Source organism: Caulobacter sp. CCG-8, assembly GCF_037402475.1.
Classification (GTDB): domain Bacteria; phylum Pseudomonadota; class Alphaproteobacteria; order Caulobacterales; family Caulobacteraceae; genus Caulobacter.
This window is the reverse complement of sequence record NZ_JBBEUD010000009.1, coordinates 182,410-197,774: the sequence shown is the minus strand read 5'-3', so window position 1 is coordinate 197,774 and position 15,365 is coordinate 182,410. Positions and strand designations below refer to the sequence as shown.

General features: G+C 69.5%; 12 protein-coding genes. 4 read left to right on the top strand and 8 right to left on the bottom strand.

What is annotated here, in order from left to right:
- Positions 1–132 precede the first annotated feature (132 nt).
- Both WAE60_RS11310 and WAE60_RS11305 read left to right on the top strand, forming a co-directional pair.
- Positions 133–2,640 carry an MASE1 domain-containing protein gene (locus WAE60_RS11310; RefSeq protein WP_337686484.1) on the top strand — a complete coding sequence of 836 codons (2,508 nt, stop codon included), beginning with the start codon at positions 133–135 and terminating at the stop codon, positions 2,638–2,640.
- Positions 2,641–2,727: 87 nt separating this feature from the next.
- Positions 2,728–3,369 carry a glutathione S-transferase family protein gene (locus WAE60_RS11305; RefSeq protein WP_029914130.1) on the top strand — a complete coding sequence of 214 codons (642 nt, stop codon included), beginning with the start codon at positions 2,728–2,730 and terminating at the stop codon, positions 3,367–3,369.
- Here WAE60_RS11305 and WAE60_RS11300 read toward each other — a convergent pair.
- A complete protein-coding gene (locus WAE60_RS11300) occupies positions 3,366–4,262 on the bottom strand; it encodes a LysR family transcriptional regulator (RefSeq protein WP_337686482.1) in 897 nt (298 codons plus the stop codon). The genes WAE60_RS11305 and WAE60_RS11300 overlap by 4 nt on opposite strands.
- A 138-nt stretch (positions 4,263–4,400) precedes the next feature.
- On the opposite strand from WAE60_RS11300, the gene WAE60_RS11295 reads away from it, so the two are divergent.
- Positions 4,401–5,141, top strand: coding sequence for an SDR family oxidoreductase (locus WAE60_RS11295; protein WP_337686480.1), 741 nt, complete (start codon positions 4,401–4,403; stop codon positions 5,139–5,141).
- A 55-nt stretch (positions 5,142–5,196) separates the two neighbouring features.
- Positions 5,197–6,105 carry an SDR family oxidoreductase gene (locus WAE60_RS11290; protein ID WP_337686479.1) on the top strand — a complete coding sequence of 303 codons (909 nt, stop codon included), beginning with the start codon at positions 5,197–5,199 and terminating at the stop codon, positions 6,103–6,105.
- 173 nt (positions 6,106–6,278) lie between these two features.
- Here WAE60_RS11290 and WAE60_RS11285 read toward each other — a convergent pair whose 3' ends face one another.
- The 7 genes from WAE60_RS11285 to WAE60_RS11255 all read right to left on the bottom strand — a co-directional run bounded on the left by WAE60_RS11285 (position 6,279) and on the right by WAE60_RS11255 (position 15,350).
- A complete protein-coding gene (locus tag WAE60_RS11285; protein WP_337686478.1) occupies positions 6,279–6,848 on the bottom strand; it encodes an OmpA family protein in 570 nt (189 codons plus the stop codon).
- Positions 6,849–7,177: 329 nt separating this feature from the next.
- A complete protein-coding gene (gene clpB / locus WAE60_RS11280; RefSeq protein ID WP_337686477.1) occupies positions 7,178–9,769 on the bottom strand; it encodes an ATP-dependent chaperone ClpB in 2,592 nt (863 codons plus the stop codon).
- A gap of 99 nt (positions 9,770–9,868) precedes the next feature.
- Complete coding sequence (locus WAE60_RS11275; RefSeq protein ID WP_029914138.1) at positions 9,869–10,606, bottom strand: M48 family metallopeptidase; 738 nt, start codon at positions 10,604–10,606, stop codon at positions 9,869–9,871.
- Positions 10,607–10,710: 104 nt separating this feature from the next.
- Entirely contained in the window at positions 10,711–12,141 is a 1,431-nt protein-coding gene (locus WAE60_RS11270) for a M20/M25/M40 family metallo-hydrolase (RefSeq protein ID WP_337686475.1), read from the bottom strand.
- Between the two features lie 133 nt (positions 12,142–12,274).
- A complete protein-coding gene (locus WAE60_RS11265) occupies positions 12,275–13,396 on the bottom strand; it encodes a DUF4167 domain-containing protein (protein ID WP_337686473.1) in 1,122 nt (373 codons plus the stop codon).
- Positions 13,397–13,681: 285 nt separating this feature from the next.
- Entirely contained in the window at positions 13,682–14,530 is an 849-nt protein-coding gene (gene prmC, locus WAE60_RS11260; protein WP_337686471.1) for a peptide chain release factor N(5)-glutamine methyltransferase, read from the bottom strand.
- Positions 14,531–14,588: 58 nt separating this feature from the next.
- The gene (locus tag WAE60_RS11255) at positions 14,589–15,350 is read right to left on the bottom strand and encodes an MOSC domain-containing protein (RefSeq protein WP_337686469.1); all 762 of its coding nucleotides are present in this window, start codon (positions 15,348–15,350) and stop codon (positions 14,589–14,591) included.
- Positions 15,351–15,365: the final 15 nt, after the last annotated feature.

The window sequence follows — 15,365 nt, the reverse complement described above, 5'->3', positions numbered from 1 at the left end:
GTCGAATACAACCTCAGGGGCGCGGCGATGAGCCGCGCCGCAAGCCACTGTTCTTTAAGGCCTTCGATCTATTCATGCCCTGCCGATCGTCTTAGCTTGAGCTATTGCTGGACGACCCGCGAAAGCAGGGTGATGACAGAGACCTCTTCGACCGCCGCAAGACCAGATTTCGATTGGCCGAAGTCCAGGTGGACCGGGGGTGACATCCTGAAGACCGCGGCCCTGGCCATGATCGCGGCCGTCGGTTACGCCCTCCTGGCCTATCTCTGCGTCGAATTCCCCCGCAACTACGGCCAGGTGGCGCCGATCTGGCTGTCCAACGGTTTCGGCGTGGCCTGCCTGCTGTCCTGCCGCAGCCGCCACTGGCCGGCGATCCTGCTGGGATGCCTCATGGGCGGCCTGGCCGCCGGCGCCCACGTCCAGGACCTGCTGCCGATCAACATCACCCTGGTCAGCTGCAACATCGTCCAGATCTTCCTCTGCGCCTGGGGTATGCGCCGGATCTGCGGCCAGGAGGTCGACCTGGGCCGGGCGCGCGACATGATCGCCTTCGCCCTGATCTGCGGCCTGGCCGTGCCGATCGCCACGGGCATGGTCGCCGCCACGATCCACACGGCCATGCGCGGCGGTGTACTGGCGGCCAATATCGGCGTCTGGTCGCTGGGCGACATCCTGGGCCTGATGACCATCACGCCCTGCCTGCTGGCCCTGGTGCGCGTGCGCCACTACCTGCGCGAACGTCCCCTCTCGATCTCCGGCGTCGTCTGCCTGCTGCTGCTGCTGGTGGTCACCGTCGGCGTCTTCACCCAGCCCCGCCCCGTGCTGTTCATCGTGCCGCCCATGATGCTGCTGGTCGCCTGGCGCCTGGAGGTGTTGGGCGCGGCGCTGAGCGCCACCCTGGTGGCCGTCGTCGCGGTGATCTTCACCATGGCCGGCCACGGCCCGATCACCCTGCTGGCCAGCGGCTCGCCCGACCAGGCGATCGTGCTGCAGCTGTTCCTGGCCGTGGCGATCTTCATCAGCCTGCCCGTGGCCTCGATCCAGCGCCACCGCCGCCAGATCCTGCAGGACATGACCGAGGCCAACGCCGCGGCGGCCCGCAGCGAGGCCCGCTTCCGCCAGCTGGCCGAGAACGCCCAGGACATGATCGTCCACAGCAACCTGCGCGGCGTGATCCAGTACGTCTCGCCCGCCTGCGTCACCATGCTGGGCTACGCGCCCGAGGAGCTGGTCGGCCGCGAGGGCATGATGACCGTCCACGACGACGACCGCGAGCACATCCGCGCCATCGTCGTCGAGCAGATCGCCCACATGACGGCCCACCACGACAACGGCCCGACCCGCGTCGAGTACCGGGCCATCCGCAAAGACGGCCAGGTGATCTGGCTGGAGTCCCGCCCCGGCCTGCAGCGCGATCCGCTGACCGGCGCCATCACCGGCATCACCGACGTGGTCCGCGACGTCACCGAGCAGAAGGCCATGGAGCGCCAGCTGCGCGAGGCCCGCAACGAGGCCGAGGCCGCCGCCGCGGTGAAGGGCGAGTTCCTGGCCAATATGAGCCACGAGCTGCGCACGCCGCTGACCTCGGTGCTGGGCTTCGCCCGCCTGGTCGACGACGAGCCCGACCTGTCGACCGACGCCCGCCGCTTCATCGGCCGGGTGCTGAGCGGCGGCAAGGCGCTGCTGACCACCATCAACGACATCCTGGACTTCTCGAAGCTGGAGGCCGGCCAGCTGGAGCTGAAGCGCGAGCCCGTCGCCCCCGCCCCGCTGATCGAGGAGGCGCTGGACCTGTTCTCCCTGGAGGCCGGGGCCCGGGGCGTGGCCCTGCGCACCGAGGGCCTGGAGACCCTGCCCGCCGACCTGCTGATCGACGGCGGCCGCCTGCGCCAGGTGCTGCTGAACCTGATCGGCAACGCCGCCAAGTTCACCGAGGCCGGATCGATCACCGTCACGGCCGCCTACGACGTCGCCGAGGAGCGGCTGAGCGTCTCGGTCGCCGACACCGGCCCGGGCATCGCCCCCGAAGACGTGGACCTGCTGTTCCGCCGCTTCTCGCAGGTGGACGCCGGCCTGACGCGCAAGCACGGCGGCACGGGCCTGGGCTTGGCCATCTGCAAGGGCCTGGTCGAGGCGATGGGCGGCCAGATCGGCGTCGTCAGCGTTCCGGGCCGCGGCGCCTGCTTCAGCTTCGACGTGCTGGCCCCGTCGACGGCCCACGCCGAGGCCCCGTCCGCCCTGGAGGCCGCCGCCGCCCTGCTGCCGCCCGCCTGCCGGGTGCTGGTGGTGGACGACAATCCGGCCAACCGCGAACTGGTCAACGCCATCCTCTCCGCCATGGGCGCCGAGGTGACCGAGGCCGTGGACGGCGAGGAAGGCGTGGCCGCCGCCGCGGCCGAACGCTTCGACGCCATCCTGATGGACCTGCGCATGCCCCGCCTGGACGGCGCCCAGGCCGCCGTGCGCATCCGCGGCGAAGGCGGCCCCAGCGCCAGCGCCCCGATCATCGCCTTCTCGGCCGACGCCCGCCCGGGCGGCCCCGGCGGGGTGTTCGACGGGGCGGTGTCCAAGCCGATGACCGCCGCCGGCCTGGTCGACGCGCTGAACACGGCCATGGCAAAGTCCGCCGAGGCGGCCTGACGCAACTCGAATAACATCGATCGTCGAGATTGCGCGTCGGACGGGGCAGGCTAGGATCGCGCCGCCTTTCCCCCAGGAGCGCCTCCCATGAGCGACGAACTCGTCTTCTACACCAACCCGATGTCGCGCGGCCGGATCATCCGCTGGATGCTGGAAGAGGTCGGCGCGCCCTATCGCACGGTGGTGCTCGACTACGCCTCGTCGATGAAGGCGCCCGAGTACCTGGCGGTCAATCCGATGGGCAAGGTGCCGGCCATCACCCATCGCGGCGTGACGGTCACCGAGGGCGCGGCCATCTGCGCCTATCTGGCCGACGCCTTCCCCGAGGCCGGCCTGGCCCCGCCCGTCGGCTCGCCCGAGCGCGGGACCTACTATCGCTGGCTGATGTTCGGCTGCGGGCCCGTCGAGGCGGCGGTGACCAACAAGTCGTTGGGCTTCGTGGTCCCGGAGGACCGCAAACCGATGGCTGGCTACGGCTGCCTGGAAGACACGCTCAACGCGTTGGAAACGGCGGTCGGCGGCAAGCAGTACATCGTCGGCGACACGTTCTCGGCGGCCGACGTCTATGTGGGCGCCCAGATCGGCTGGGGCATGATGTTCGGCACGATCGAGAAGCGCCCGGCGTTCGAGGCCTACTGGGCCGGCATCAGCCAGCGCCCGGCGGCCAAGCGGGCTTCCGAGATCGACGACGCCCTGATCGCGGCGGCGAAGGAGGCGGCGCCGGCCTAGGCGGCCCGCCGCGAAAACTCCCCCGTCAGCCACTCCATGAACACCCGCACGCGCGGCGGGATGTGGCGGGCCTGGGGGTAGAGCAGCGACACCGGCGTGGGGCTGGGCGGGAAGTCGGGCAGGATCTCGACCAGCCGCCCGGCCTCCAGGTCGGCCTGGGCGTGGTAGCGCGGGATCTGGATGATCCCCAGGCCCTGGCGCGCGGCGACGATGTTGGTCTCGGCCCCGGTCACCGACAGCACGGCCGGCAGGGTCACGACCCTCAGGGCGCCGCCGACCGTGAACTCCAGCGGGAAATGCTCGCCTGTCGCCGACGAGACGAAGCCGATCATCACGTGGCCGCCGCCCTGCTCGGTTTTGGCCGTCAGGTCGTCGGGCGTGGTCGGGACGCCGCGCCGTTCCAGATAGCTCGGCGCGGCGCAGGTCACCTCGTCCAGCAGGCCCACCCGGCGGGCGATCATGGCGCTGTCCTTCAGGTCGCCGACCCGCAGCACGCAGTCGACGCCCTCGCGCACCAGGTCCACCAGCCGGTCGCCCTCGCCCAGGTGCAGGCGGATGTCGGGATAGCGCTCCAGGAAGGCCGGCAGGCCCGGCAGCAGGAAGTGGCGGGCCAGGGTGCCGTGCACGTCCACCCGCAGCAGGCCGCGCGGCTTGGCGTCGCTGAACTCGGCCTCGGCGTCCTCCAGCTCGCCCAGGATGGTCAGGCAGCGGCGATAGAAGGCCTCGCCGTCCAGGGTGGGGCTGACATGGCGCGTGGTCCGCTGCAGCAGACGCACGCCCAGCCGCGCCTCCAGCTGCTTGACCCCCTCGGTGGCCGTCGAGGCCGGCAGGTTCAGGTCCAGGGCCGCCTGGCTGAAGCTGCGTCGCTCCACGATGCGGACGAACAGGCGCATGGCGTCGAAGCGGTCCAGGACGGCGTCTCCATTATTCGCAAATCTGAATAATGTTGTCGAATATCGGATGATTATCTCCGTCCGTCAAAGGCTCATCTTCTCCTCACAGCCGACGCGGTGTCGGCCTGGAGAGACGAAATGACCAACCAAAGCAACAAGGTAGCGATCGTCACCGGCACCTCGGGCGGCATCGGCGCGGCGGTTTCGGAACGCCTGGCCCGCGACGGCTTCACCGTCGTCGTCAACTACGCCGGCAAGGCCCAGCCGGCCGAGGACCTGGTCCGCACGATCGAGGCGGCCGGCGGCAAGGCCGTCGCCCACCAGGCCGACATCGCCGACCCCGAGGCGGTCCGCAAGATGTTCGAGGCCGCCCGCACGGCCTTCGGCGGCGTCGACGTGCTGGTCAACAACGCCGGGATCATGAAGCTGGCCACGATCGCCGACAGCGACGACGCCCTGTTCGACAGCCAGATCGCCGTCAACCTGAAAGGGACGTTCAACACCCTGCGCGAGGCGGCCCGGCAACTGCGCGACGGCGGGCGGATCGTCAACGTCTCGTCCAGCGTGGTGGGCCTGCTGCAGCCGACCTACGGCGTCTACGCGGCGACCAAGGCGGCGGTCGAGGCCATGACCAGCATCCTGACCAAGGAGCTGCGCGGCCGGAACATCACCGTCAACGCCATCGCCCCCGGACCGACGGCCACGAAGCTGTTCCTCGACGGCAAGCCGCAGGCGGTGATCGACCACCTGGCCAAGCTGGCCCCGCTGGAACGCCTGGGCCAGCCCGAGGACATCGCCGCCGCCATCGCCTTCCTGGTCGGCCCCGACGGCTCGTGGATCAACGGCCAGACCCTGCGCGCCAACGGCGGGATCATCTGATCCCCCACCCCGCCTTCACGCCCCTCCCCGACACACCCCTTCAAGGACAAGTCCAATGACCACCCAGAACCAAGTGATCGTCGTCACCGGCGCCTCCAGCGGCTTCGGTCTGCTCAGCGCCCAGGCCCTGGCCCGCCAAGGCCACACCGTCTACGCCTCGATGCGCGAGACGGAAGGCCGCAACGCGCCGCGGGTCGCCGAGATCGCCGCCTACGCCAAGGACAACGGCGTCGACCTGCGCACGGTCGAGCTGGACGTCGCCAGCGACGCCTCGGTCGAGGCCGGGATCGCCAGGATCATCGCCGACAACGGCCGCCTGGACGTGATCGTCCACAACGCCGGCCACATGAGCTTCGGCCCGGCCGAGGCCTTCACGCCCGAGCAGTTCGCCCAGCTCTACGACGTCAACGTGCTGTCGACCCAGCGGGTCAACCGCGCCGCCCTTCCGCAGCTGCGCAAGCAGGGCAAGGGGCTGGTGGTCTGGGTCTCGTCCAGCTCGACGCGCGGCGGCACCCCGCCCTACCTGTCGCCCTATTTCGCGGCCAAGGCGGCGATGGACAGCCTGGCGGTGTCGTACTCCACCGAGCTGGCGCGCTGGGGGATCGAGACCTCGATCATCGTGCCCGGCGCCTTCACCCAGGGCACCAACCACTTCGCCCACTCCGGCAAGCCGGCCGACGCCGCGCGGGCCGCCGAATATGACGACGGCCCCTACAAGGGCGTGGCCAAGATGGCGCTGGACGGCCTGGCCGCCCTGGAGCCGGCCGACGCCGACGCGGGCGAGGTGGCGCGGGCCATCGCCAAGGTGGTCGACACCGAATTCGGCAAGCGTCCGTTCCGCGTCCACATCGACCCGTCGCAGGACGGCGCCGAGGTCGTCAACGGCGTGGCCGACCGGGTGCGGGCCGAGATGTACCGCCGGATCGGCCTGGAGGACCTGCTGAAGCCCGCCACGATCGGCTGACGCCCATAAAAATCCGCCCGCCCCGGCGAAGGTCGGGACCCAGGCCGCCCATCCCGACCCGCCTCCACGACAGGTTCGGAAAACCGGCTTGGGTCCCGATGTTCGTCAGGACGAGCGGAGAGAAGGGATCATCGCCCAGCCGGACGCAGGGCGATGATCGCGTTCAGGACCTGCTAGGCCAGGACCTGGATCACCACGCGGCGGTTCTGGGCGCGGCCGTCGGGGGTGTCGTTGGGGGCCACCGGATCGTCCTCGCCGTACGAGATGGTGGCCATGCGGTTCAGGGGCACGCCCTGCTTGCTGAGGAACTTGCGCACTGTCTCGGCGCGCTCGCCGCCCAGGCCTTCGTTGTACTTCGGGTCGCCGGTGTTGTCGGTGAAGCCCTGGATCTCGAGATAGACGTTCTTGTTGTCGCCCTTCAGCTTGCTGGCGAAGTCGGCCAGGCGCTGTTCGGCTTCCGGCGACAGCTCATGCTGGTTGGTGGGGAACTTCACAGAGTCGTCGCTCAGCACCACCGAGTACAGGAACTTGCCTTCCGCCAGCTTGCCGGCGTCGGTCGCACGCTTCAGCGCTTCCTGGCTAGTGCGGTCCACCTCGGCCAGTTTGCTGTCGGTGCTGTCGACCCGCGTGTTCACCGCGCCGACCTGATCGTTGACGTAGCCCTTGGTCGCGCAGCCGCTGACCGCCAGGCCGCCAGCCACCAGAGCGCTCACCATCATCATCTTATAATTCACGCTAATCATGGGACACCCTTCCACCTTTGTTTCAACTCCGAGCACCAAGCTGAACCGTTCGACAGTTCAGCAGCGGCGCTTCGTCAGTTGAAAACCGACATTCGAAAGAGGCGAATTCTGGGCCTGTTCTAGACAGACTTAGCCATTCTCACGAACATCTCTACGCCGCTTCTTAGTAACGCGCGCGTACGCGCAAACCGGCCAAAGGTTCCCGATAAATATTTGCGATATGTGAGGGCTGAGAGGTCATCCTGGACCTCTTTTCCGCTCTTCGCCAGACAGAAAAAACGGGCGCGCCCATCGGACGCGCCCGCTCCAGATTCGACGGTGACGCAGCGTTACTGCAGCGTCGCCTTGCCGATCCTCAGGCCGTCGGCGCCGGCGCCGACCGAGATCACCCCGCCGTCCTCCAGCTCGCCGGCCAGCAGCTTCTTGGCGATCGGGTCGATCAGGTCCTTCTGGATCACGCGCTTGAGCGGGCGCGCGCCGTAGACCGGGTCGTAGCCCTTGTCGGCCAGCCACCGCAGGGCCTCGGGATCGAGGGCCAGGGTCATGCGGCGCTCGGCCAGCATCTTGTCTACCCGCTGCAGCTGGATGCGGACGATGTCGCCCATGTTCGCGCGCGACAGGCGCTTGAACAGGATGATCTCGTCGATCCGGTTGAGGAACTCGGGGCGGAAGTGGCCGCGCACCGTGTTCATCACCATCGGCCGGACCTCCTCCACGTCCTCGCCGTCTTCCTGGCTGGCCAGGTACTCGGCGCCGAGGTTGGAGGTCATGATGATCAGGGTGTTCCTGAAGTCGACCGTCCGGCCTTGGCCGTCCGTGAGGCGGCCATCATCCAACACTTGAAGGAGCACGTTGAAGACGTCCGGGTGGGCCTTCTCGATCTCGTCGAACAGCACCACCTGGTACGGACGCCGGCGCACCGCTTCCGTCAGCGCACCGCCCTCGTCGTAGCCGACATAGCCGGGAGGCGCGCCGATCAGGCGGCTGACCGAGTGCTTCTCCATGTACTCCGACATGTCCATGCGGGTGATCGCATGCTCGTCGGCGAACAGGAACTCGGCCAGGCTCTTGGTCAGCTCGGTCTTGCCCACGCCCGTCGGGCCCAGGAACAGGAACGAGCCGATCGGCTTGGACGGGTCGTGCAGGCCGGCCCGGGCGCGGCGGACGGCGTCCGACACGGCTTCCAGCGCCTCGTCCTGACCCACCACGCGGCCGCGCAGCTGGTCTTCCATCTTCAGCAGCTTCTCGCGCTCGCCTTCCAGCATCTTCTCGACCGGCACGCCGGTCCAGCGGCTGACGACGGCGGCGATCTGCTCGGCGTCGACGACTTCCGGCGTCAGGGCCTTTTCAGCCCCGCCCGTCTCGCCGGCCTCGGCTTCCGCCAGGCGGCGCTCCAGGGCCGGGATCTCGCCGTACTGGATCTGGCCCGCGCGGGCGAAGTCGCCGGCGCGCTGAGCGGTCGCCAGGTCGGCGCGCAGGCGGTCCAGGGCCTCGCGGGCCTGGGCGGCGCCGCCGACCTTGTCCTTCTCGGCCTTCCAGCGAGCGGTCATCTCGTCGCTGCGGAACTGCAGGTCGTCGATCTCGACCTCCAGGTTCTCCAGCCGCTGCTTGGAGGCCTGGTCGGTCTCCTTGGACAGGGCCTCGCGCTCGATCTTCAGCTGCACCAGGCGGCGGTCGATCTCGTCCAGCTCCTCGGGCTTGGAGTCGATGGCCATGCGCACGCGGCTGGCGGCCTCGTCGACCAGGTCGATGGCCTTGTCGGGCAGGAAGCGGTCGGCGATGTAGCGGTTGCTGAGCGTGGCGGCGGCGACGATGGCGGAGTCGCTGATGCGCACGCCGTGGTGCACCTCGTACTTCTCCTTCAGGCCGCGCAGGATCGAGACGGTGTCCTCCACCGTCGGCTCCTGCACGAACACCGGCTGGAAGCGACGGGCCAGGGCCGCGTCCTTCTCGACGTGCTTGCGGTACTCGTCCAGCGTGGTGGCGCCCACGCAGTGCAGCTCGCCGCGCGCCAGGGCGGGCTTGAGCAGGTTGGAGGCGTCCATCGCCCCGTCGCCCTTCCCGGCCCCGACCAGGGTGTGCATCTCGTCGATGAACAGGATGATCGAGCCCTCGGCGGCCGTGACCTCGCCGAGCACGGCCTTCAGCCGCTCTTCGAACTCGCCGCGATACTTCGCGCCGGCGATCAGGCTGCCCATGTCCAGCGACAGCAGCTTCTTGTCCTTCAGGCTCTCGGGCACGTCGCCGTTGACAATGCGCTGGGCCAGGCCTTCGACGATGGCGGTCTTGCCGACCCCGGGCTCGCCGATCAGGACGGGATTGTTCTTGGTGCGGCGCGACAGGACCTGGATCGTGCGGCGGATCTCCTCGTCGCGGCCGATCACCGGGTCGATCTTGCCGTCGCGGGCCGCCTGGGTCAGGTCGCGGGCGTAACGCTTCAGGGCGTCATAGCCGTCCTCGCTGGAGGCGCTGTCGGCGGTGCGGCCCTTGCGGATGGCCGCGGCGGCCGTCTCCAGCCCCTGGGCCGTGGCCCCGGCGTCCTTGAGGATCTTGGCCGCGTCGCCGCCTTCCTTGGCTATGGCGATCAGCAGGCGCTCGGTGGTGACGAAGGCGTCGCCGGCCTTTTTCGCCCCAGTCTCGGCCGCGTCGAAGACGCGAGCCGTGTCGGGCTTCATGTAGAGCTGGCCGCCGGCGCCGTCGACGCGCGGGGTCTTGGCCAGCAGGGCGTCCACGGCCGCGTCGGCCGCGTCGGGCCGGCCGCCGGCGTTCTGGATCAGGGTGCGGCTCAGGCCGTCCTTCTCCTCGAGCAGGACCTTGAGCAGGTGTTCGGGCCCCAGTTGCTGGTGCCCCTTGGCCAGGGCCAGGCTCTGGGCCGACTGGACCGCGGACTTGGCGCGGTCGGAATAGAGATCGATCTTCATACGGTATCCCCTCCAAAGGCGGATTTGGGCCGTTCGCCTCCATCGAGCACGAACGACCTCGAACAGGGATTTAGGTGTGGCCGATCAGCCACACAAGGTTCACCAGCCGCGTTGGACGATATAGTTTTGCAGGGCCGCGATCCGGGTGGCGTCCGACGGGTGGGTCGAGGCGAACTGCGGCGTGCCGGACCCGCCCTGGGCCTGCATGTGCTCCCACAGGGTCACCGCCTCGCGCGGGCGATAGCCGGCCCGCTGCATGTAGTCGACGCCCAGGCGGTCGGCCTCCAGTTCCTGCTTGCGCGAGAACGGCAGCAGGATGCCGTACTTGGCCGCGTCGCCGCCGTAGGTCGAGATCGCCCGCCCTGTGTCGCCGCCCGCATAGGCGCCCAGGACGCCCAGCAGCAGGCTGGAGGTCATGTTCTGCGACTGGCGCTCGGCGGCGTGGTGGGCCACGACGTGGCCGGTCTCGTGGCCGATCACGGCGGCCAGCTGGTCGTCGTTGTCGACGATCTTCAACAGGCCGGTGGTGACCCCCACATGGCCGCCGGGCAGCACGAAGGCGTTGGGCGAGGCGTCCTCGAACACCGCGTAGTCCCAGGGCCGGTCACCCAGGCCTGCGGCGTTGACCACCCGCTGGCCCACGGCGCGGACACGGGCGTTGGCCGCCTTGTCGGGACTGACCTTGCTCTTGGTCAGGGCCTGGTTCCAGGCCTGCTCGCCGGCCTTGGTCAGGCTGGAGTCGTCGACGATCGTCATCTGCTGACGACCCAGCTCGGGATTGTACGCGCAGGCCGACAGCGCCAGGGCGGCGAGGCCGAGGGAAAAGATGCGACGCATGATGTCTCTCCAGCACGAGCCAGAACCGCTACCGATTGTATCGGCGCGGCCCGGGCCCGAACAGATCAGGGTTCACCCGATATCGGGAAAGCGCGCGGGGCGGGTCACTTCCCGTCCGCGTACAGCTTGACCACCTCGTACAGGAACTGGCGGCCGTTCATCAGGGCCTTGACCTGGATGCGCTCGTTCAGGCCGTGGATGTGGTCGCCGTCCACGCCCGCCATCAGGCCCGACAGGCCGTAGGTCGGGACGCCCGCCGCGTTGGTGAAGCGGCCGTCGGTGGCGCCGGTCAGCATGGCCGGGATGAACGGGACGCCCGGCCAGATCTTGGCGGCGACCTTGGTGGCCGGGGCCATGATCCGGGGCGTCAGCGGCGGCGGCGGGCTGACCGGATCGGGGTCCTGGGCCAGGGTGATCTTGATGGCCGGATCAGCGACGATCTCCTGGAGTTGGTCGCGGATGACCTTGGGGTCGTTGCCCGGCAGGATGCGGCAGTTGACGTTGGCCTTGGCGCGCTGCGGCAGGGCGTTGGGCGCGTGGCCGGCCTCGACCATGGTGGCCACGCACGTGGTGCGCATCATGCTGTTGCGGCCCGGGTCGCGGGCCAGGATGGCGGCGGCCGCCGCGTCGCCCGGATTGGCGACCATGGCGCGCATGGCGCCGGCCACCTCGGGATCGGGCTCGATCTTGGCGTTCTGCTCGTAATAGCCCTTGGTGGCGTCGTTCAGGGCGATCGGGAAGTCGTAGGCGCCCAGCCGCGCCAGGCCGTTGGCCAGGTGGTAGATCGCGTTGTCCTTGATCGGGCGCGACGAGTGGCCGCCGGCGTTCGTCACTTCCAGCGTGTAGTCCATATAGACCTTCTCGCCGACCTGGATGCCCAGCAGGCGGGGCTGGCCCTTCTCGTCCAGCTGGCTGTCGTCGCCCTCGTTCAGGGCGAAGTCGGCCTTCATGGCCTGCGGATACTTCTCCAGCAGCCAGGGCACGCTGTTGAACTGGCCGCCCTCCTCGCCGCAGGTGAGGGCCAGCTTGATGTCGCGCTTGGGCTTGAAGCCCTCCTGCTTGTAGCGGACCAGGCTGTCGGTGAAGATCGCCGCCATGGCTTTGTCGTCGCTGGCGCCGCGGGCGTAGAAGTAGCCGTTCTCCTCGACCAGCTTGAACGGATCGCGCTCCCAGTCCTCGCGCTTGGCCTCGACCACATCGATGTGGGCCATCAGCAGGATCGCCCCGGCCTTGGGGTCCTTGCCGTGCAGGGTGGCCAGCAGGGCGCCGGCCTTGGGGTGCTCGTCGGGGAAGACCACCTTGATGTCGCTGTCGGCGAAGCCCGCCGCCTTCAGCCGCGCGCCCATGGCCTGGGCCGCCGCCGTGCAGCTGCCGACCGAGGCGGTGGTGTTGATCTCGACCAGCTCCTTGTAGAGCCCGCGGAAGGCGGCTTCATCCGCCGACTGAGCTTTGGCGGAGGTCGCGGCCAGGGCCGGCGCGACAAGCGCCGACAAGGCGGCCGCCGTCAGGAGAAAGGTCTTGGTCTTGCCGCGCACGGTCGCCCCCTAATGTTGTTGGGCGCGAGGCTAGGCGGGGTTTGGCGTCGAACGCAATGGGGGACGCCCAAAACGACGTCATCCCCCGGCGAGGCCGAGGGATGACTGAAGATCAGGCGATCGGTGGAGAGGTTCAGACCTCTTCCGACTCCGGCGCGGCGCTGCCTTCGAAGCTGCGCGGGGCGCGGCGGCGCTTGGGCTTGGCCGGAGCCTCGCCTTCGTCCGAGGTCGGCGCCGTCGGCGCGGCGTCGGCGGGAGCCTCGGCGCGGGGCGACTTGCGGCCCAGGAAGGCCGGGGCGTGGCTGACGTCGCCGTCCTGGCCGCGCAGCAGCGGCGAGGCCGGGGCCTCGGCGGTCAGCGGCGTGGCCTGCGGCTCGATCACGGCCATCGGATCGCGGTCGCGCGGGGCGCGGTCGCGGCGCGGACGCTCGCGGCGACCCTCGCCGCCCTCGCGGGCCTGGCCTTCGCCCTCGGCGGCGGGTCGATCCTCACGGGGGCGGTCCTCGCGGGGACGCTCGTCGCGGAAGCGGTCTTCCCGCGGACGATCGTCGCGGGGACGGTCATCCCGGGGCCGATCCTCGCGAGGCCGGTCGTCGCGCGGGCGGTCGTCACGGGGACGATCATCGCGCGGACGATCGTCACGCTGGCCGTCGCGGGGGCGGTCGTCGCGGTCGCGCCAGCGGTCGCGGCGGCCCTGGCCGTCGCGGTCACGGTCGCGGTTCTGGTTGTTGTCGCGCTGGCCGTCGCGGGGACGGTCGTCGCGTTGCCCGTCACGCGGACGATCATCACGGGGGCGATCCTCGCGGGGACGGTTCTCGAACCGGTCGCGGCGGCCTTCGCCCTGGCCTTCGCCGCCCTCGCCCTCGGCCGGAGCCTCGGTCTGGGTCGCCTCGGGGGTTTCGGGCTGTTCTTCGGGCTCGGCCTCGAAGTCGATCTCGTACGCCGAATAGGCGTCCTTGCCGATGATGTCGCTGACCGGACGATTCGGCTGGATGGCGCGCAGGACCCGGAAATAGTGCTCGGCGTGCTGCAGGTAGTTCTCGGCCAGGACCCGGTCGCCGGACGACGTCGCGTCGCGGGCCAGCTGCTGGTACTTCTCGTAGACGCTCTGGGCCGCCCCGCGCACCTTCACGCCTTCGGGGCCGTTCGAATCGAAGGCCCGGTTGGCGTTGTGCTGCTGAGGCTTACCGCCGCTACCCGCCCCGCCGCGATTGTTGCGGCCGCGCTGGCGCTTCATGCCCTTGAAATCTCTCATCTTCTCTTCTGAACCTGTCCGGCGGCGATCGACGCGTCCGGTGTTTGGCCTCTGGAGCGGAGTGGAACCGTGTTGGGTCCTGCCTTCGATGTTCTAGAGACGCTGGTTTCCGTAGAGCCTCCGCCCGGTTCGGGCGCGGCGATCAGCCGGGTCGGCCGGTCGCGCCTGCCAGGGGAGTATCGCGATCATCGAGATGATCGCTGTTCCCGTCACCCGGCGTTTTGGAAGGAGACGTTATTCGTCTACCGCCTCACGACAGGGTTTCCAAGGAATTTTTCAAAACGGCTATTTCGTACCGGTGACAACGCGGTCGTTGACCGACAGATCCTTGATGGTCCGCACGTTCTTCGCGCCGGCCGCCTTGAACAGGGCCTCCACGGCCTCCGACTGGTCGTAGCCGATCTCGACGGCGAACATCGCGCCGGGCTTGAGCACCCGCAGGATCTCGCCGGCCAGGAAGCGATAGGCGTCCAGGCCGTCCGGGCCGCCGTCCAGGGCCAGGCGCGGCTCGTGGTCGCGCACCTCGGGCTCCAGGGTCTCGATCACGTCGGTGGCGATGTAGGGCGGGTTGGACACCACCAGGTCGAAGCTCTCGTCGCCCAGGCCGTTGGTCCAGTCGCCGCGCAGCAGGGCCACGCGGCCGGACAGGTCCAGGTTGGCGGCGTTCTCGCGAGCCACGGCCAGGGCCTCCTCCGAGACGTCGATGCCCAGCCCCTTGGCGGCCGGGCGCTCGGCCAGCACCGCCAGCAGGATCGTGCCCGAGCCGACGCCCAGGTCCAGCATGTTGAAGCTCATGGCCTCGGGGAAGGCCCTCAGCACCTCGTCGACGATGACCTCGGTCTCGGGGCGCGGGGTCAGGACGTCCTTGTTGACCTGCAGCAGGATCTTCCAGAACCCCTTGCGGCCGATGATGTGGCTGACCGGCTCGCGCGCGACGCGGCGGTTCAGGAAGTCCTCGAGGGTCGCCATCTGGGCGTCGGTCAGCACGCGGTAGGGATCGCTGATGATGTCGGTACGGGTGACGTCGGCGGCCACCTCCAGCAGCAGGCGGGCGTCGATGGCCGGCTGGTCGATCTGAACGGACTTCAGACGATCCTTGGCGGCGTTCCAGGCTTTGACGAGGGTCAGGGTCATGAGGCGGGGTCTTACTCCGCCTCGCGCGCGGAGGCGACCTCTCGGTGTTCAAATTTCGTCAGGCGAGGCTGACCTCGTCCCCCTCGCGCACAGCCCCGCCCTCGTCCACGCGCAGGTAGACGCCGCACAGCATGTGGCCGTAGTGGTCGAACAGGGCCTTCACGATCTCGATGTCGCGCTCGGCGGTGACCGGGTCGACGTGGGTGGCGGCGCAGCGGACGATGGGCTTCAGCACCTCCGCCCTCGCCTCGCCCACCCTCATCGCCCGGCCGGTCCAGTCGTTCTCGGCCCAGGCCGGCCAGCCCTCGACATAGAGGTTGGCGCGGAAGCGCAGGGGATCGACCGGCCGGCCCAGCCGGGCCTCCAGGTCGCGCACGCTGGCCAGGTTGACGATCGAGACATAGCCGCTGCGGCTGTCCATGAACCGGTGGTCGCCCGGCCCCTCGACCACGCGCAGCGGGCCCTGGGCCTCGTCGCCCAGCAGGCCGGCCAGCCAGGCCTCGAAGCCCCGTCGCCCCTCGGCCTCGCGCAGGTCGCCGGCGAAGTCCGGCCGGCCCTCGGCGCGGGCGCTGAACACCCCGCTCGCCTCGTCATAGGCGGTGCGGGCCTTGGCCACGGCCGGGATCTTGGCCAGCACCGTGAACCGCATCTTCGAGATGTGGCCCGGGGCTTCGGGATCGAAGCCGCTGGGGCCGTCCTCGACGGCGTACAGCCGGTCGCACGGGAAGCACCGGCCCGCGACCAGCTCGGCCCCCGCCAGGCGCTCGGGCGTGAACCCCTTGACGGGGTGACGGTAGAGGCTGGCGATCCGGGCGTGCATGGCGCACAAGGTCGG

Bases quoted from the DNA above. Each gene is read 5' to 3' on its own strand.
- WAE60_RS11310 (WP_337686484.1), top strand. From the start codon at position 133: ATGACAGAGACCTCTTCGACCGCCGCAAGACCAGATTTCGATTGGCCG.
- WAE60_RS11305 (WP_029914130.1), top strand. From the start codon at position 2,728: ATGAGCGACGAACTCGTCTTCTACACCAACCCGATGTCGCGCGGCCGG.
- WAE60_RS11300 (WP_337686482.1), bottom strand. From the start codon at position 4,262: ATGCGCCTGTTCGTCCGCATCGTGGAGCGACGCAGCTTCAGCCAGGCG.
- WAE60_RS11295 (WP_337686480.1), top strand. From the start codon at position 4,401: ATGACCAACCAAAGCAACAAGGTAGCGATCGTCACCGGCACCTCGGGC.
- WAE60_RS11290 (WP_337686479.1), top strand. From the start codon at position 5,197: ATGACCACCCAGAACCAAGTGATCGTCGTCACCGGCGCCTCCAGCGGC.
- WAE60_RS11285 (WP_337686478.1), bottom strand. From the start codon at position 6,848: ATGATTAGCGTGAATTATAAGATGATGATGGTGAGCGCTCTGGTGGCT.
- clpB (WP_337686477.1), bottom strand. From the start codon at position 9,769: ATGAAGATCGATCTCTATTCCGACCGCGCCAAGTCCGCGGTCCAGTCG.
- WAE60_RS11275 (WP_029914138.1), bottom strand. From the start codon at position 10,606: ATGCGTCGCATCTTTTCCCTCGGCCTCGCCGCCCTGGCGCTGTCGGCC.
- WAE60_RS11265 (WP_337686473.1), bottom strand. From the start codon at position 13,396: ATGAGAGATTTCAAGGGCATGAAGCGCCAGCGCGGCCGCAACAATCGC.
- prmC (WP_337686471.1), bottom strand. From the start codon at position 14,530: ATGACCCTGACCCTCGTCAAAGCCTGGAACGCCGCCAAGGATCGTCTG.
- WAE60_RS11255 (WP_337686469.1), bottom strand. From the start codon at position 15,350: ATGCACGCCCGGATCGCCAGCCTCTACCGTCACCCCGTCAAGGGGTTC.